Below are 16,124 nucleotides of genomic sequence, written 5' to 3'. Positions count from 1 at the left end.
CTTCGTCGCGGCTTTTCCCCAGGGGTCACACCCGTTCCCATCCCGAACACGGCCGTTAAGACCTGGAGGGCCGATGATACTGCTCCCCACAGGAGTGGAAAAGTAGGTCGCTGCGACGTTAAATCCCAAACGGGCCACCCTTCGAGGTGGCCCGTTTTCGCGTACGGATCTCCGCATCCGCAGGCCATTTATCTGTCACGGCGGATACACTGAAGGTTCCGCGTGGAGGATCTGATGAGCAAAGGTGTTTACACCTTCGGGGGAAACCGTAACGAAGGCGGCGCGGCCATGCGCAACCTTCTCGGAGGCAAGGGCTGCAACCTGGCTGAGATGGCGGGGCTGGGGATTCCCGTTCCGCCGGGATTCACGCTCACCACGGAGCAGTGCAACGCCTACTACACCCATGGCCGCAAGCTCGCCGAGGACCTCAAGGCCGAGGTGGTCGAGGCCCTGAAGTGGCTCGAAGGCGTGCGAGGCTGCGGTTTCGGGTCCAACGAGAACCCGCTCCTGCTCTCCGTCCGCTCCGGCGCCCGCGTGTCCATGCCCGGCATGATGGACACGGTGCTCAACCTGGGGCTCAACGACCGGACCGTGCTGGCCCTGGAGAAGGCCAGCGGCAATTCCCGCTTCGCCTGGGATTCCTACCGCCGCTTCATCACGATGTACAGCAACGTGGTGCTGGGCGTAGAACACGCGCTGTTCGAGGCGGAGCTGGAGCGCGCGAAAGAGCGGCTCCACAAACACCAGGATACCGACCTCAGTGCAGAGGACTGGAAGACCCTCGTCGCCGCCTTCAAGGAGATCGTGCAGGAAGAGACCGGCCAGGCCTTCCCACAGGAACCCATGGAGCAGCTCTGGGGCGCCATCCGCGCCGTTTTCGAAAGCTGGAACACCGCCCGCGCCATCACCTACCGCCGCCTCCACCGCATTCCCGATGACTGGGGCACGGGCGTCAACGTGCAGAGCATGGTCTTCGGCAACATGGGTGACGACTGCGGCACCGGCGTGGCCTTCACGCGTGACCCCGCCACGGGCGAGAAGCTGTTCTACGGCGAGTACCTCATCAACGCCCAGGGTGAGGATGTGGTGGCCGGCATCCGCACGCCCCAGCCCATCACCCGGGCGCAGGCCGACGGCACCGGTCTGAAGAGCCTGGAGGAGGCCATGCCCGCGGCCTTCGCGGAGCTCGACGCCACCTGCAAGCGCCTCGAGACCCACTTCAAGGACATGCAGGACATCGAGTTCACCATCGAGCGCGGGAAGCTCTACCTGCTTCAGACGCGCAACGGCAAGCGCACCGCCATGGCCGGCATCCGCATCGCCATCGACCTGGTGGACGAGGGGCTCATCGATACGCACACCGCCCTGAAGCGCATCGATGCCGACAGCTTGTCCCAGCTGCTGGCGCCCGTCTTCGATCCCAAGGAGAAGGATCGCCTGCGCAAGGAGGGCCACCTGCTCACCAAGGGCCTGAACGCGGGTCCCGGCGCCGCCACGGGGCGCATCGCCCTCACGGCTGAGCAGGCCGAGAAGATGGCCCAGGAGGGTCCTGTGGTGCTGGTGCGCGTGGAGACCAGCCCCGAGGATATCGCCGGCATGGTGGCCTCTCAGGGCATCCTCACCGCCCGCGGCGGCATGACCAGCCATGCGGCAGTGGTGGCTCGCGGCATGGGCAAGCCCTGCGTCTGTGGTGCCTCGGCCGTGCAGATCGATGTGGCCAAGGGCCTGGTGAAGGTGGGCGATCATCAGCTGAAGGCCGGCCAGGACTGGATTTCCATGGACGGCTCCACGGGCGAGGTGTTCGCCGGCAAGCTGAGCGCCCATCCCTCCGAAGTGAACCAGGTGCTGGTGGACGGCCGCCTGAAGGCCGGAGACAGCGAACTCTACCAGCGCTTCGCCAAGATCATGGCCTGGAGCCACGAGGCCAAGCGCATGAAGGTCCGCACCAACGCCGATACACCCCATGATGCCGCCGTGGCGCGGGCCTTCGGTGCCCAGGGCATTGGCCTCTGCCGCACGGAGCACATGTTCTTCGAAGGCGACCGAATCATCGCCGTGCGCGAGATGATCCTCGCCACGGACACCGAGGGCCGAAAGAAGGCCCTGGCCAAGCTCCTGCCCATCCAGCGGGAGGATTTCGAGGGCATCTTCAAGGCCATGGACGGCCTGCCCGTGAACATCCGCCTGCTGGACCCGCCCCTCCATGAGTTCCTGCCCCAGGACGAAGCCGGCCAGCGGGAGATGGCGGAAGTGCTGGGGGTGGACCTGGGCACCGTGGAGCGCCGCGTGGCGCAGCTCCACGAGTTCAACCCCATGATGGGCCACCGCGGCTGCCGCCTGGGCATCACCTTCCCCGAGATCATCCGCATGCAGGTGCGGGCCATCGCCGAGGCCGCGTTGAACGTGGCCGCGGAGGGCGTCAAGGCCATCCCCGAGATCATGGTGCCGCTCATCGGCACCGTGCGGGAGTTGACCTACACCAAGACCGAGATGCTGGACGAGATCGCCCAGGTGAACCAGGAGCGGGGTACTCAGTTCGCCTGCCCCATCGGCACCATGATCGAGATCCCCCGAGCCGCCATCACCTCGGACAAGATCGCCCAGGAGGCCGAGTTCTTCAGCTTCGGCACCAATGACCTCACCCAGATGGGCTTCGGCTTCAGCCGCGACGACGCGGGCACCTTCCTGCCCGAGTACGTGGGCAAGAAGCTGCTGGAGGACGATCCTTTCCAGAGCCTGGACCAGGAGGGCATCGGCGAGCTGGTGCGCATCTCGTGCGAGAAGGGCCGCTCGGCGCGGCCCGGCATCAAGCTGGGCGTCTGCGGCGAGCACGGGGGCGATCCCCGCAGCGTGAATTTCTTCCACCGCGTGGGGCTCGACTACGTGAGCTGCAGCCCCTATCGCGTGCCTATCGCCACCCTGGCGGCCGCCCAGGCGGCCCTGGACTGATCGGCCCTAGACGAAAACCACCGACTGGGTGGCGGACGTCACGATGTAGCACCGTTCATTGTTGGAGCGCGGGTCGGCCGGGAGCAGGAAGAATCCCGGCCGGCCCGGCTGATACCCCTGCGTGGTGCCCACCAGCACCTCGCCGTCCTTGAAGGTGACCTTGACCTTCCGGCCCGGGGCGGGGGCGTTGGGCGGGAATTCGTTGGTCTTCTGGTGCTCCGGATCGCCCTGGAGGCTGCGGACGAAGTACAGAGCCTTGAGGTCCGGCACCTTCACCTCCAGTGGCTTGGCGCCGATGCTTCCATTCGCGGAGATGTGGAAGAGATCCTTCGCCGGAAGGAAGTCGTTGGTCTGGCCCTTGAGGGTCGTCCCGTCCAGGAATCGCGCCACCACTTGGTTCATGGGAATCTCCGGGCCATCCAGGCCGGCAGGCGTCGCATACGCCCGCGTATGGGTATTGGTGCCTTTAAATTACAAGCGCCCGGTTTTCTGCGCAAGCCCCCTAGCTTCATGGAGTCACTGGGCATGTCATCCGGACCTGGGTTTGAGCGTCGGGCGCGATAGAATCGCCCTTTTGAGCGGATCATGGCCAAGACCTCCACCAAGGCGACATCAGATCAGCCCGAGATCATCTATTCGATGATGCGGGTCAGCAAGATCTACAACAACAAGCCTGTCATCAAGGACATATCTCTCAGCTACTTCTACGGCGCCAAGATCGGCGTCCTGGGGCTCAATGGCTCCGGCAAGAGCACGGTGCTGAGGATCATGGCCGGCGTGGACCAGGACTTCAACGGCGAGGCGGTCCTAAGCAAGGGCTACACCACGGGCATCCTGGACCAGGAACCCCAGCTGGATCCCGAGAAGACCGTCCGCGAGATCGTCGAGGAGGGCGCGGCTGAGAAGGTGAAGTGGCTGAAGGACTACAACGCCATCAGCGACCAGTTCGCCGATCCCGACGCGGACATGGACGTGCTGCTGGCCATGCAGGCCGAGCTCCAGGAGAAGATCGACGCCCACGACTGCTGGGACCTGGATTCCCGGCTCGAGCAGGCCATGGACGCCTTGCGCTGCCCCGATCCCGACACGAAGATCGGCGTGCTCTCCGGCGGTGAGCGGCGCCGCGTGGCCCTGTGCCGCCTCCTGCTCCAGGAGCCGGACATCCTGCTGCTGGACGAGCCCACCAACCACCTGGACGCCGAGACGGTGGCCTGGCTGGAGAAGCATCTGCAGGACTACAAGGGCACGGTCATCGCCGTGACCCACGACCGCTACTTCCTGGACCACGTGGCCGAGTGGATCCTCGAGCTGGACCGCGGCGAGGGCATCCCCTGGAAGGGCAACTACTCCAGCTGGCTGGAGCAGAAGCAGGGCCGCCTCGCCCGCGAGGAGAAGTCCGACCAGAAGCGGCAGAAGACCCTGGAGCGCGAGCTGGAGTGGATCCGCATGTCCCCCAAGGGCCAGCACACCAAGAGCAAGGCCCGCATCGCCAACTACGAGCGCCTGGCCGGCGAGGAGGGTCGCCAGAAGGAGCAGGAGCTGGAGATCTACATTCCCAGCGGCCCCCGCCTGGGCGACCTGGTGGCCGAGCTGGAAGGGGTCACGAAGGCCTACGGCGACCGCGTGCTGTTCGAGAACCTGAGCTTCGCCATCCCCCGCGGCGGCATCCTGGGCGTCATCGGCCCCAACGGCGCCGGCAAGTCCACGCTGCTGCGCCTGCTCACGGGCCAGGAGGCGCCGGACGCGGGCACCATCCGCCTGGGCGAGACGGTGAAGATGGCCTACGTGGACCAGCTCCGCGCCGGCCTCAACCCCGACAAGAGCGTCTATGAGGCGGTATCGGGCGGCTACGAGCAGATCGAGCTGGGTGGCAAGCTCATCAACGCCCGCGCCTGGCTGAGCCGCTTCGGCTTCTCCGGCGACGCGCAGCAGAAGAAGGTCTCCGAGCTCAGCGGCGGGCAGCAGAACCGCCTCAACCTGGCCCTCACGCTGAAGAGCGAATCGAACCTGCTCTTCTTCGACGAGCCCACCAACGACCTGGACGTGAACACCATGCGGGCGCTGGAAGAGGCCATCGAGTCCTTCGCCGGCAGCGCCGTGGTGGTGAGCCACGACCGCTGGTTCCTGGACCGCCTGGCCACGCACATCCTCGCCTTCGAGGGCGACTCCCAGGTGCAGTTCTTCGATGGGAACTACACGGAGTACGAGCAGTACCGCAAGGACGTGCTGGGCCTGAAGCCCTTCGATCCCCATCGCATCAAGTACCGGAAGCTGACCCGATGAAGACGGACGCCTCTCCGGCCCTCGCCTACGCCGCCGCTGCGGCGGGCCTGCTCCTGGGCGCGCCCGCGCTGTGGCTGGGCCTCGACCAGGGGGCCATCGCCCTCTGGACTTTCGGCGCCGCGGGCCTCCTGCTGGGCCTGCCCTCCCTGGTGGTGGGGCAGCGCGTCCGGGAGGGCTTCAGCAACCGGAGCCTGGAGCGGGAGCGCCTGACCCTCCGCGCCGCCAGCCACTTCCTGCGCATCCTGGCCCTGGGCGCCGTCCTGACCGCCGCGGCGGCCCTCATGGGCGACCGCAGGCCTCAGGCGGGTTCCGTGCCCCTGATCCTGGCGGGCGTGGCCCTGCTCATCCTGACGCCCCTCTGGTGGGTTCGGCGGGCCCAGGCGGGGATCCATCCCAGCCTGGCCTCGGACGCCGCCCGCACCCGCGCCCTGCTGGAACTTGGCGGTCTGCTCCTGGCGGGAGTGCTGCTGGATCGCTGGTTCCCCTGGGCGGATGCGGCCGCTGCGGCGGCCATGGGGCTGCGCCTGTTCATCGAAGGGCAGAGCCTGGCCCGGGGCACGGCCCTGACTGCCGCGGCCTCCTGCGGCGGCTGCGGAAGCTGCGGCTGCAGCTAGGCTGATGCGCGTCCTCGAGTTGTTCTCGGGCCTGGGAGGATGGCGCCTGGCTCTCCGGGACCGGGGAACGGTGGCCGCGGCCTACGATGTGAGCGAGGCGGCCAACGCCACCTACGCCCTGAACCACGGCGAGACGCCGAAGGCCCGCGAGCTGGCCACGATCCCCCTGGCAGAGCTGGCCGCCGCCGGGGCCGACACGTGGCTGATGAGTCCGCCCTGCCAGCCCTTCTGCCGCATGGGGAACCAGCATGGCTTGGAGGACCGCCGCTGCCGGGCCTTCCGCCACCTCATGGACATGTTCGGCCAGGCGCCGCCGGAGCGTCTCGTGCTGGAGAACGTGGTGGGCTTCCTGGGCTCGGACGCCCACGCCCTCCTGGCCGAGCGCCTGCGGGCGCACGGGATGCACCACCTGGACCTGGAGGCCTGCCCCAGCCGCTTCGGCCTGCCCAACCAGCGGCCCCGGGTCTTCGTCGTGGCCTCGCGGAAGCCGCTCGCTGCACGGCCCCTGCCGGACCTGCCGGCGCGACCCCTGGCGGACTTCCTGGACCGGGAGGAAGACACCTCCCTCTATCTGGCGCCGGAGGTGCTGGCCCGCCACCGGCACGGCATGGATTTCGTCGTGCCGGAGGACCGCCGCAGCACCTGCTTCATCGGCGGCTACGGCCAGCGCTTCGTGGGCAGCGGCTCCTTCCTGAGGACGGAGCGCGGCGCGCGCCGCTTCTCGCCTTCCGAGGTGGCCCGCCTGCTGGGCCTACCCGAGGGGTTCCGCTTCCCGGACGGCGTGCCACTGGAGGCCCGCTACAAGCTGCTGGGCAACGGCCTCTCCATCCCCGTGGCGGCCTGGGCCCTGGATCATCTGCCATGAAAGGGGGGGACCGCCCGCTCGCCAAGGCTCGCTCTGCGTCCCCCCTTTGACCCCCACGTAATGCCTGGGCACAGCCCAGGCATTACGTCTGTAGAATCGGCCCATGAAGCTCCTGCTCTCCGCCTTCGCACCCGAGCTGGGTCCCCTCGCGGGGGATCCGCCGCCGGGCTGGGAGACGGCCACGGTGGGCGTGGGCGCCGTCACCGCCGCGGCCGCCACGGCGCGGTTGCTTGCGGAGCGGCGGCCCGAGGCCGTGCTGTTCCTGGGCACCTGCGGGCGCTACGACGGAAGGCTGTCGCTGTTCGACTGCCTGTGGGCTTCGGAAGCCCTCGCCACCTCGCTGGAGGAGGTGCGCGGCGGGGCCTACCGTCCCGCCATCGAGCCCACGCGCTGGACCGCTACGCTGCCGGGTCCGCTGCCCGCCCATGCCGTGGCCGTGCCGCCGGCCATCACCCGCACCCGGGAGGGCGCGGCCCTGCTGGTTTCCGTGGCACCGGCCGAGCACCTGGAGCTGACGGGTGTCTTCGCCGCCTGCCACGCGGCGGGCGTGCCCTGTGGCGGGGCGCTGGTGGTGGTCAATGATGTGGGGCCCGAGGCGCCCGCCCAGTGGCAGGCCAACCATGCGGAGGGTAGCCGGAGGCTGGTGGCAGCCCTCAGGGCTTCGGGATTCTTTGCAGGGGCGTGAGAGCCTCGGACCCGTCGCCGGTCTCCACCCGCCACCCGCCTTCAACCACTGAGATCCGGATTCCTGCGCTCGGTCCCGTCACCCACGCCGCGGTGCCAGACCGTCGCAGGGTGTCCAGGGTCTCCGGATGGGGATGCTCGAAGCGGTTGCGGAGGCCTGCGGGGATGACCGCCACTTCCGGCTTCACGGCGGCGATCCAGGCCGGGTCCGAGGCATTGCGGCTGCCGTGGTGGCCCACCTTCAGCAGGCGGTGGGGAAAAGCGCCGGGATCCCCCAGGTCGAGCAGGTCCTTCTCCTGGATGGCCAGGGCGTCGCCCATGAGCCAGAGCTCCCGGTCGCGCCAGGCCACGCGAAGGACGGTGGAGGTCATGTTCGCATCCGGCAGGGCGTAGGCCCGGGCGGGCCAGCGCACGCTGAAGGCGGCCTCCCCGCGGGTCCAGGCGTCGCCCCTCAGCAGGCCCGAAGGATCGGAACGGGCTGGGCGGAAGGGCGCCCAGGGATCCTCGTCGTCCGACGTGACCGGCACGGAGGTCGAGGCCAGCGGCCAGATCCGCGCCAGGGTGGCCCAGCCGCCCGCGTGGTCGCCGTGCGCGTGGGTGAGCACCAGGTGCACGGGCTCTCGCACCCCGCGTCGGCTCAGCACCCGCGCGAGCCTCCGGCCCGTCCACGGTCCGGGCCCCGTATCGATGAGGGTGGCGTCGCCGCCGGGCACCCGCAGCAGCAGGGCGTCGCCCTGGCCCACGTCCACGGCTTCCAGCGAGAGGGTGTCGGCTGCGCGGCCCAAGCCGCGGAAGGCCAGGAGCCCCAGGGAGGCCGCGACGAGGCCCACCGTGAGCGCCCGGGCGCGCCGCAGCGTTCCCTGCAGGTGCGCCAGGGCCAGCCAGCCCAGGGTCAGCAGGAGCCAGGGCCACAGCCGGCCCGTGGCCAGGGGCGCGATGCCTGTGAGGGCAGGCACCAGGCGGTCGCCCATCCAGGTGAGAATCGCCGCGGCGCCCTGGGTGAGGCCGGGCAGGGGAACCAGAATCAGCAGGAGGCAGAGGGGCGTGAGGAAAGCCACGAGGGGCAGCACCAGCAGGTTGGCGAGGATGCCCCACCAGGGCGCGCCCCCATGCAGCAGGGCCAGCAGCGGCATCGTGGAGAGCCAGGGCGCCGCCAGCCGGGCGAAGGGCAGGGCGAGGCGGCCCAGCAGGGGCGACAGCAGGCCCGCCAGGGGCTCAGCGCCCCACAGCAGGCCCAGCAGGGCCCACCAGGCCAGGAGGAAACCCGGCTCCACGCCGGCGGCCGGGTGGCCGAGCAGCCAGAGCAGCAGGGCCACGTGCAAGCCCGCCACTGGCGGCAGTTTCCAGCCGCTGGAGCCCCCGATGGCCCAGGCGATGCCCATGAAGAGTCCACGCCACACCGGTGCCGAAAAGCCCACCAGACCCGCGTAGAGCAGCCCCGAGGCGATGGCTCCGGCGGCCGCTCCCCGCAGGCGGAGGCGGCGCAGGAGGGCTTCCACGGCGGCCATCACGAGGGTCACCTGGAGGCCGGACACCACCAGGATGTGGATGGTGCCGCTCTCGGCGAAGACGCTGAAGTGGGCCTCGTCCGCCGGCGGGATGCCCAGGGCCAAGGCACCCCACAGATCCTTCGCGGTGGCGCCCAGGGGCAGGGCCTCGAAGCGTCGCCGGGCGAAGGCCTGGAGGCGCAGCAGGAAAGCGGGCGCAGGGGGTCCGGTGGCCTCCATCAGCTGCGCCGAGGCCAGGTGGATGCGCCGGGGAGCTTCGTCGCTGCGGGCCCGCCAGAGGGGGCGTTCCGCCAGGAAGACCGGGGCGGCCTGCACGGGCCTCAGCTCGGCGCGCAGGCGCACGGGCGTGCCCGGAAGGGGCGGCGCCTGTTCGCCCTCGGCGGGGATGGTGAGGGGCAGGGAGAGGCCCTTCAGGCGCTCAGGCGCGGATACCTCCAGGCGGCTTCGCAGTCGCTCGCCCTGGAGGGTCCAGGGGGCGTCGATGCGGCCCTCCAGAGCCAGGAAGCCGGTGGGGAGTGTGGTCTCCCACCGGGCCTTGCGGGCGAGCCCCAGGCAGGTGATGCCTGCCAGCCCCAGGGCGAGCGGGACCACCGACCACCGCCGGAACCGAAGCCGGAGCAGGGGCAGCGGCAGGGTCAGGAGCCAGGCCAGGGCGCCGAGGACCAGCCACCGGGTGGCGAGCTGGCCGTCCCACCGCTCCGGAAGCAGCCAGGGCACGGCGCAGGCGGCTGCGAGGGCCCAGGCCAGGGGCCAAAGCGAAGCCCCGGACAGGCGCTGCCACAGGCTGGATCTGGAGAGCATGGGGGCAGTCTACCTGGGCTGTCCAAACCTTGACAGGGGGCCCCGGGCCAGGGACTCTGACAGGCATGAATCCGGCCCGGGCCCTGCTGGTGGACGACGATCCCACCATCCTCGATGTGGTGGGCACGCTGCTGTCCCGGCACGGGCATGAGGTCGTCGGCACCGGATCCGGTCGCCGGGGGGCCCAGTTCCTGAGGAACGAGCGGTTCGACCTGGCCGTGGTGGACCTCATGCTGCCGGACCTGAATGGCCTCGACCTGGCGCGGGAGGCTGTGGCCAAGCCCGACACGGTGGTGGTGGTCCTGTCCGGTTCGACCTCGGTGGAGACCGCCCTCCAGGCCATGCGCATGGGGATCTACGACTACGTGCCCAAGCCCTTCCGCGCGGAGGAGCTGGAGCACACGCTGCTGCGGGCCATCGAGAAGGCGCAGCTGAACCAGGAGAACAAGCGGCTGCGGGAGCAGATCGAAGGCCAGGCCGAGGGCCCGTCCATGGTGGGCTGCTCCGACGCCTGGCAGAAGCTCCAGAGCCTGCTGCGGCGTGTGGCGCCGTCGCCGTCCACGGTGCTGATCACCGGACCCTCGGGCACGGGCAAGGAGCTGGCGGCCCGGGCGATCCACCAGTGGAGCCCGCGCTCCCAGGGGCCCTTCGTGCCCATCCACTGCGGCGCGATTCCGGAGACGCTGCTGGAGGACGAGCTCTTCGGCCACGTGAGGGGGGCCTACACGGACGCCCGCAGCGACCGGGCGGGGCGCTTCCAGCAGGCGGAGGGCGGCACCCTCTTCCTGGACGAGATCGGAACCATGCCTCCGAGCCTGCAGGTGAAGCTGCTGCGCGTGATCCAGGAGCGCGAGTTCACGCCGCTGGGATCCGCCCGGACGCTGAAGGCTGACTTCCGCCTGGTGGCCGCCACCAACGAGGATCTGGCCAGCCTCGTGGAGCAGAAGCGGTTCCGGGAGGACCTGTTCTACCGGCTGAACGTGATCCCCGTGCAGATCCACCCCCTGCGCGAGCACCCCCAGGACATCCCCGTGCTGGTGGCCCACTTCCTCCGCAAGTTCGCGCGGGAGCTGAACTTGCCCCTCAAGCAGGTGGAACCTGCGGCCCTGCAGGCCATGGAGGCCTACCCCTGGCCGGGCAACGTGCGCGAGCTGGAGAACGCCGTGGAGCGGGCCATGGCCCTGGGCTCCGATCCAGAGCGGCTGCTCCACCAGGACCTTCCGGCCTCCGTGGCGGGGATCCTGCCTTCCCCGGCCTTCCCGCACCTGCCCCAGAACCTGGGTCTGGGCCGCTTCCTGGAAGACCTGGAACGGCACCTGATCGAGGAGGCCCTCCAGGCCACCGGTTGGAACAAGAGTGAATCGGCCCGGCGCCTCGGCATGCGCCGCACCACCCTGCTGCACCGCCTGCGGGCCCTGGGCATCCCTCTGGATCGCCAGGACGGGACGGCGCAACCGGCTGATCCTTTGGAGACCTCTGATGCCTGAACCGAAAGGCGCCCTTCTGGCCCTGCTCTGGGCCTGTCTGCCGCTGGGGGCCTGGTCGCCAAAGGTTCACGAGGCCCAGACCGCCAAGGCCGTCCGCCTGCTGCCCAAGGGCATGGCCGCCCTGCTGCGGGCCCATCCCCAGGAACTGCTGGAAGGCGCCCGGGGCGTGGCCAACGACCAGCCTCCCACCGTGGAGCAGGTGGAGGCCCAGTTCCGCACGGTCCTCCGCCTCAGTGACGAGAATCGCCGGCCCGAGGACATCGTCCGCGACCTGGGCGTGCTGGCCCACATGGTCCAGCTGCTGACGGATCCCTCCGTGACCGAAGGGCTGAGTCCGCTCCGGGAGAGCTTCGAGGCCTATGCGGACCAGAACCTGGCGCACCTGCTGGTGACCCAGGAGCCCTACTGGGCGGTCACGGGCAGCCTGGACCCGGGGCCGCCCCTGCGCCGCTTCCTGGCGACCAAGCTCGAACGGAACCGCCGCCTCCGGGACCACTTTGACGAGAATACGGGCCGCCGCATCGGCCCCTGGGACGACCTGTCGGTGCCCTTCGCCCAGCTTCAGCTGGCTTTTTCCAATGGGGTGCACGCCACGGCGAACCTTTGGATCCTGGCCTGGCGGGCAGCCGGCGACCAGTGGGAGATCCCCGCTCAGCCCTGAATGCCAGACCTGAAGTCCGGCGTGCATCGGGACGATGGATGGGGCAGGTCCCACCCCGCGAGGGCTAGGCGAATCGCGACTTTCGGGCTATCGTTCCAACCATCCCCTCTGGAGCAGTCATGGGCACTTACACCCGCCTCGGGTCCTACCTCCTGGCCTCTGAACTGGCCAACGATCCCTTCGGTTCGATCCATCGGGCGGTGGTCATTGCCGGAAGCAATTTCGATCGCCACATGCTGGTGCGGACCTTCTCGGAAGAGATGTTCCAGGCCGGCATGAACGCGCATCTGGCCGAGGCTGGCCGCGTGGTGTCCCTCCTGGGCGGCGCCCGCATCTACGGCATGGGCTACCGGCTGGAGACGGCCAAGACCCCCCACGTGGCCTGGGACTACGTGCCCGGCCGGAGCCTCGCCCAGCTCATCGAGAAGGCCAGGCAGGAGCAGATCCCCTTCGGCGTGGATCACGCCCTGACCGTCATCCAGGGCGTGGCCCAGGGCATCGTCCAGATGCAGGCCAAGGGCGTCAGCCACGGCGTGCTGAGCCCCTACAGCGTGTGGGTGAGCTTCGAGGGGGCCACGCAGCTCGTGGACGCGCCCTTCGCCGCCATCGCCAAGGGCATGCTGGCCAAGGCGCCCATGGCCAAGCGCAAGCTGGCCCCCTACCTCCAGGGGCCCGAGAACAACGCCCTCCAGGCGGATCTCTTCGCGCTGGGCGCCGTGCTCTACGAGCTGCTCACCTTCGAGAAGCTGCCCATCGGAGGCGACCTCCAGGCCACCCTGGACCAGGCCACCCTCAAGGCCGCCCAGGAAGAAGCGCCGCTGCCTGCGGAGATCCGCGCCTTCCTCGGCCGCCTGCTGCTGGGCCGCCAGCCCTTCGCCAGCGTCGAGGACTTCAGCACCGAGCTCGAGCGCGTGCTCTACGACGGCGAGTACAGCCCCACCACGTTCAACATGGCCTTCTTCATGCACACGCTCTTCCGGGAGGAGAACGACCGGGATGCGGCGGCCATGAAGGCCGAGCAGGGCGACAACTTCCTCGGCTACACCGCCGCCGGCGAGAGTCTTCGCAGCGGCGCCACCCGCGCCGAGCACATCGACGGCCACGCCGACGAGCAGGTCAGCCAGAAGAACCGCACGGTCCTCATCGGCGGCGGCCTCGCCGCGGTGGTGATCCTGGGCCTGGGCTACATGTTCTTCGGTCGCCCCAAGGTGGATCCAGCCATCCAGGCGCAGCTGGCGGAATTCCAGCGGATCAAGGCGGAGATCGAGCAGCAGAAAGCCGACCTCGACGCCAAGGCCCGGGCCGAGGCTGACAAGGCCGCCCAGCTCCAGAAGCAGCTGAGCGAGACCAAGTCCTCGGAGGAGAAGGCCAAGCTGCAGAAGCAGCTGGAAGAGTCGCAGCAACGCAAGCAGGAAGTCGAGCGGCAGCAGAAGGCCGCGGAGCAGCGGATGGCCGAGCAGAGGGCCGCCGAGCAGCGGCTGGCCGAGCAGAAGAAGGCCGCCGAAACCAAGGTCGCCGCGGCCCCGCCGGTGCCCGAGGCGCCCAAGCCGCAGCCCATGCAGGAAGCCCCGCGTCCGGTGGCCGTGCCCACACCCACCGGCGTGCCCACGCCCCAGACCACCGCGTCCAGGCAGGCGACGGTCGCCAATGACCAGCCCGCCCGCGTGGTGAACCAGGTGGTGCCGATCTTCCCCCTGCGGGCCGTCCAGATGCGGTGGGAGACGAACCTGGATCACATCGTGCGCCTGAAGGTGTTCGTGGGGGAGCAGGGCCAGCCGCTGAAGGTGTCCGTGATCGAGGGGGTGTCCGGGGCCTTCGGCTTCGACGAGGCGGCCATCGATGCGGCCAACAAGTCCTCCTTCGCCCCCGCCATCCGCGACGGCAAGCCCGTGCGCGGCTGGACGCCCGAGATCATCTACAAGTTCCCCAAGCGGAGGTAGTCGACGTTCCGTCTCGTGAAACGGGCCTTCCGGGGCCCGTTTTTCATGCCACCGATTGCGCCGCCGCGTTGGCCAGGCGGTCCACCCGCTCGTTCTCGGGGTGGCCGGCATGCCCCTTCACCCAGCGGGCCTCCACGTGGTGCCGCGCCAGCTGCGCGTCCAGGGCCTGCCAGAGGTCCGCGTTGAGCACGGGCTTGCCGTCGGCCTTCTTCCAGCCGCGCCGCTTCCAGTCCTTCAGCCAGGTGGTGATGCCCTTCACCACGTACTGGCTGTCGCTCTGGAGCAGCACCTGGCAGGGTTTCGTGAGCGCCTCCAGGCCGCGGATGGCCGCCGTCAGCTCCATGCGGTTGTTGGTGGTCTCCGCCTCGGGCCCCGAGGCTTCCTTCTCCTGGATGCCGCTGGCGAGGTGCACCCGCAGCAGGAACCCCCAGCCACCCGGACCGGGGTTTCCCAAGCACGCACCGTCGCAGTAGAGCTCGATCTTCATCCCACCAGGGTAGGGGAAGTGGCGGCCACCTGTGCCACAGCCTTGCGGAGCAGCTCCACGCCCAGGTCCAGATCCTCCGGCCGGAGGTTCATGGCGGGACGGAAGCGCAGGCCCTTGAAGCCCGTGGAGAGGATCATCATGCCCAGCTCGTGGCCCTTGGCCACCACCGCGTTGCGCAGCTCCGGCGTGGCGATGTCCAGGGCGCAGAAGAGGCCGCGGCCGCGGGGGTTCGCGGTGAGCTCCGGGAAGTCGAGGTGGATCTCCTGCAGGCCCTTCAGCAGGCGCGCACCCTGCGTCACGCCGTGCTCCAGCAGGTTCTCCTCGCGGATGACGTCGATGATGCGCGTGCCGCGCACCATGTCCACCAGGTTGCCGCCCCAGGTGCTGTTGATGCGGCTGGGCACCTGGAAGACGCTCTCCACCTCGTCCAGGCGCCGGCCCGCGGCGATGCCGCAGGTCTGGGTCTTCTTGCCGAAGGCGATGATGTCAGGCTGCACATCGAACCACTGGTGGGCCCACCACTTGCCCGTGGCGCCGAAGCCCGTTTGCACTTCGTCGAAGATCAGCAGGAAATCGTGACGATCCGCCAGGACCCGGAGCTTCTTCAGGAATTCGCCCCGGAAGTGGTTGTCGCCGCCCTCGCCCTGGATGGGCTCGATGATGAGGCAGGCGATGTCATCCGGATGCTGGGCCACGGCGGCCTCGATGGCGGCGATGGATTCTGCCTCCGCCGCCTCGATCTGGGCCAGGTCCATGGGGAAGGTCAGCTTGGGGTTCGGCACCCGGGGCCAGGGGAACTTGGGGAAGTACTGGTGCTTGCGGGGGTCCGCCGTGTTCGTGAGGCTCAGGGTGTAGCCGCTGCGGCCGTGGAAGGCCTCGCGGAAGTGGATGACCTGCGACCCCTTCTCGCCCTTGCCCGCCGCCAGGTTCTTGCGCACCTTCCAGTCGAAGGCCGCCTTCAGGGCGTTTTCCACCGCCAGGGCGCCACCGTCGATCCAGAACAGGTGGGGCAGGTAGTCCGGCGCCGCGTGGGTGCCAAAGGCCTCCACCCACTCCGCGAAGGCCGTGGTGTAGATGTCCGAGTTGGCGGGCTTGTTGACGGCGATCTCGCCCAGGTACTGGACGAATTCCGGCTCCCGCAGTCGGGGGTGGTTGTGGCCCAGGGGTGTCGTGGCGAAGAAAGTGTAGAAATCCAGGTACTTGCGGCCGTCCCGGGCATCCACGATCCAGGAACCGTGGGATTTCTCCAGGTCCATCACCAGGTGGAAGCCGTCCACCAGCATGTGGCGGCCCAGGGTGTCGAAGACGGTGTTCGGATCAAGATGCAGGCTGGTCATGGCGGCCCTCAGAGATGTCGGTTCAATGTATGGTTGGGTCTGGAGCGGAGAGAGGCACGCATGATTCCCTGGATATCGGTTCAGGAAGCCCCGTTGGACGCCATGGCTTTACGAAATGTCATGGAGGATCCCCATGCCGGCGCCCTCGTCCTCTTCGAGGGCCGGGCCCGGGATCACCACGAAGGCCGCCCCGTGCTGGAGCTGGCCTACGAGGCCTACGTGCCCATGGCCGAGAAGGAGCTGGGCCTCCTGCGCGAGCGGGCCATCGAGCGCTACGGCCTCACCCGCTGCGCCATCCACCACCGCATCGGCGTCGTGCCCCTCACGGAGGCCGCCGTCATCGTGGCCACCAGCAGCGCCCACCGCGCCGAGAGCTTCCAGGCCGCCGCCTGGATCATGGACGAGATCAAGCAGCGCGTGCCCATCTGGAAGCGTGAGAAGTACCGCGACGGCTCCGAGAGCTGGGTGGAGTGCACGCACCGGTTCCAGATGTAGGCTTCGGCCGCTT

13 protein-coding genes and 1 rRNA gene are annotated in these 16,124 nt (G+C 69.2%); 10 read left to right on the top strand and 4 right to left on the bottom strand.

All coding sequences use genetic code 11. The features are described 5' to 3' along the window. The first annotated feature begins 3 nt into the window (after nucleotides 1-3). A 5S ribosomal RNA gene (gene rrf / locus ML539_RS07795) occupies nucleotides 4-119 on the top strand. Between the two features lie 115 nt (nucleotides 120-234). Continuing rightward, nucleotides 235-2,949, top strand: a complete 2,715-nt coding sequence (gene ppdK / locus ML539_RS07790) for a pyruvate, phosphate dikinase (protein ID WP_243322257.1) — start codon at nucleotides 235-237, stop codon at nucleotides 2,947-2,949. A gap of 6 nt (nucleotides 2,950-2,955) precedes the next feature. On the opposite strand, the gene ML539_RS07785 is transcribed toward ppdK, so the two are convergent. After that, entirely contained in the window at nucleotides 2,956-3,351 is a 396-nt protein-coding gene (locus ML539_RS07785; RefSeq protein ID WP_243322255.1) for a hypothetical protein, read from the bottom strand. A gap of 183 nt (nucleotides 3,352-3,534) precedes the next feature. Between ML539_RS07785 and ettA the strand changes: the two genes are divergently transcribed. The 4 genes from ettA (at nucleotide 3,535) to ML539_RS07765 (ending at nucleotide 7,396) form a co-directional block, all read left to right on the top strand. After that, on the top strand, nucleotides 3,535-5,232 hold the full coding sequence (ettA, locus tag ML539_RS07780) for an energy-dependent translational throttle protein EttA (RefSeq protein WP_243322253.1): 1,698 nt from the start codon (nucleotides 3,535-3,537) through the stop codon (nucleotides 5,230-5,232). Next, nucleotides 5,229-5,846: a hypothetical protein gene (locus ML539_RS07775; RefSeq protein ID WP_243322251.1), complete on the top strand. Its 618-nt coding sequence runs from the start codon at nucleotides 5,229-5,231 to the stop codon at nucleotides 5,844-5,846. The genes ettA and ML539_RS07775 overlap by 4 nt, the downstream gene beginning before the upstream one ends. A gap of 4 nt (nucleotides 5,847-5,850) precedes the next feature. Then, nucleotides 5,851-6,711 carry a DNA cytosine methyltransferase gene (locus ML539_RS07770; RefSeq protein WP_243322248.1) on the top strand — a complete coding sequence of 287 codons (861 nt, stop codon included), beginning with the start codon at nucleotides 5,851-5,853 and terminating at the stop codon, nucleotides 6,709-6,711. Between the two features lie 103 nt (nucleotides 6,712-6,814). Continuing rightward, nucleotides 6,815-7,396 carry a phosphorylase gene (locus ML539_RS07765; protein WP_243322244.1) on the top strand — a complete coding sequence of 194 codons (582 nt, stop codon included), beginning with the start codon at nucleotides 6,815-6,817 and terminating at the stop codon, nucleotides 7,394-7,396. On the opposite strand, the gene ML539_RS07760 is transcribed toward ML539_RS07765, so the two are convergent. Further along, nucleotides 7,365-9,704, bottom strand: a complete 2,340-nt coding sequence (locus ML539_RS07760; protein ID WP_243322242.1) for a ComEC/Rec2 family competence protein — start codon at nucleotides 9,702-9,704, stop codon at nucleotides 7,365-7,367. The genes ML539_RS07765 and ML539_RS07760 overlap by 32 nt on opposite strands. A 65-nt stretch (nucleotides 9,705-9,769) precedes the next feature. On the opposite strand from ML539_RS07760, the gene ML539_RS07755 reads away from it, so the two are divergent. The 3 genes from ML539_RS07755 to ML539_RS07745 all read left to right on the top strand — a co-directional run bounded on the left by ML539_RS07755 (nucleotide 9,770) and on the right by ML539_RS07745 (nucleotide 13,792). Then, nucleotides 9,770-11,191, top strand: coding sequence for a sigma-54 dependent transcriptional regulator (locus ML539_RS07755; protein ID WP_243322240.1), 1,422 nt, complete (start codon nucleotides 9,770-9,772; stop codon nucleotides 11,189-11,191). Further along, nucleotides 11,184-11,852 (top strand): hypothetical protein, encoded by a 669-nt coding sequence (locus ML539_RS07750; RefSeq protein ID WP_243322239.1) that lies wholly within the window; start codon nucleotides 11,184-11,186, stop codon nucleotides 11,850-11,852. Before ML539_RS07755 ends, ML539_RS07750 begins: the two co-directional genes overlap by 8 nt. A gap of 119 nt (nucleotides 11,853-11,971) precedes the next feature. Then, nucleotides 11,972-13,792: an energy transducer TonB gene (locus ML539_RS07745; protein ID WP_243322237.1), complete on the top strand. Its 1,821-nt coding sequence runs from the start codon at nucleotides 11,972-11,974 to the stop codon at nucleotides 13,790-13,792. 43 nt (nucleotides 13,793-13,835) lie between these two features. Here the strand turns inward: ML539_RS07745 and rnhA are convergent, their stop codons facing one another. Together rnhA and lat are read right to left on the bottom strand one after the other, a co-directional pair. Next, complete coding sequence (rnhA, locus tag ML539_RS07740; protein ID WP_243322236.1) at nucleotides 13,836-14,279, bottom strand: ribonuclease HI; 444 nt, start codon at nucleotides 14,277-14,279, stop codon at nucleotides 13,836-13,838. Continuing rightward, entirely contained in the window at nucleotides 14,276-15,616 is a 1,341-nt protein-coding gene (gene lat, locus ML539_RS07735; protein ID WP_243322233.1) for an L-lysine 6-transaminase, read from the bottom strand. Before lat ends, rnhA begins: the two co-directional genes overlap by 4 nt. 60 nt (nucleotides 15,617-15,676) lie before the next feature. Between lat and ML539_RS07730 the strand changes: the two genes are divergently transcribed. Beyond that, complete coding sequence (locus ML539_RS07730; protein ID WP_279341541.1) at nucleotides 15,677-16,111, top strand: molybdenum cofactor biosynthesis protein MoaE; 435 nt, start codon at nucleotides 15,677-15,679, stop codon at nucleotides 16,109-16,111. Nucleotides 16,112-16,124 lie beyond the last annotated feature (13 nt).

This window comes from Geothrix sp. SG200 (genome assembly GCF_022808935.1).
Taxonomy (GTDB): Bacteria; Acidobacteriota; Holophagae; order Holophagales; family Holophagaceae; genus Geothrix; species Geothrix alkalitolerans.
This window is presented reverse-complemented; position numbering and strand designations above follow the sequence as displayed.

Excerpts from the sequence above, each read along its gene's own strand:
- ML539_RS07760 (WP_243322242.1), bottom strand. The coding sequence starts at position 9,704 with ATGCTCTCCAGATCCAGCCTGTGGCAGCGCCTGTCCGGGGCTTCGCTT.
- ML539_RS07730 (WP_279341541.1), top strand. The coding sequence starts at position 15,677 with ATGATTCCCTGGATATCGGTTCAGGAAGCCCCGTTGGACGCCATGGCT.
- ML539_RS07755 (WP_243322240.1), top strand. The coding sequence starts at position 9,770 with ATGAATCCGGCCCGGGCCCTGCTGGTGGACGACGATCCCACCATCCTC.
- ML539_RS07765 (WP_243322244.1), top strand. The coding sequence starts at position 6,815 with ATGAAGCTCCTGCTCTCCGCCTTCGCACCCGAGCTGGGTCCCCTCGCG.
- lat (WP_243322233.1), bottom strand. The coding sequence starts at position 15,616 with ATGACCAGCCTGCATCTTGATCCGAACACCGTCTTCGACACCCTGGGC.
- ML539_RS07775 (WP_243322251.1), top strand. The coding sequence starts at position 5,229 with ATGAAGACGGACGCCTCTCCGGCCCTCGCCTACGCCGCCGCTGCGGCG.
- ML539_RS07745 (WP_243322237.1), top strand. The coding sequence starts at position 11,972 with ATGGGCACTTACACCCGCCTCGGGTCCTACCTCCTGGCCTCTGAACTG.
- ML539_RS07770 (WP_243322248.1), top strand. The coding sequence starts at position 5,851 with ATGCGCGTCCTCGAGTTGTTCTCGGGCCTGGGAGGATGGCGCCTGGCT.
- ML539_RS07785 (WP_243322255.1), bottom strand. The coding sequence starts at position 3,351 with ATGAACCAAGTGGTGGCGCGATTCCTGGACGGGACGACCCTCAAGGGC.
- ppdK (WP_243322257.1), top strand. The coding sequence starts at position 235 with ATGAGCAAAGGTGTTTACACCTTCGGGGGAAACCGTAACGAAGGCGGC.
- rnhA (WP_243322236.1), bottom strand. The coding sequence starts at position 14,279 with ATGAAGATCGAGCTCTACTGCGACGGTGCGTGCTTGGGAAACCCCGGT.
- ettA (WP_243322253.1), top strand. The coding sequence starts at position 3,535 with ATGGCCAAGACCTCCACCAAGGCGACATCAGATCAGCCCGAGATCATC.
- ML539_RS07750 (WP_243322239.1), top strand. The coding sequence starts at position 11,184 with ATGCCTGAACCGAAAGGCGCCCTTCTGGCCCTGCTCTGGGCCTGTCTG.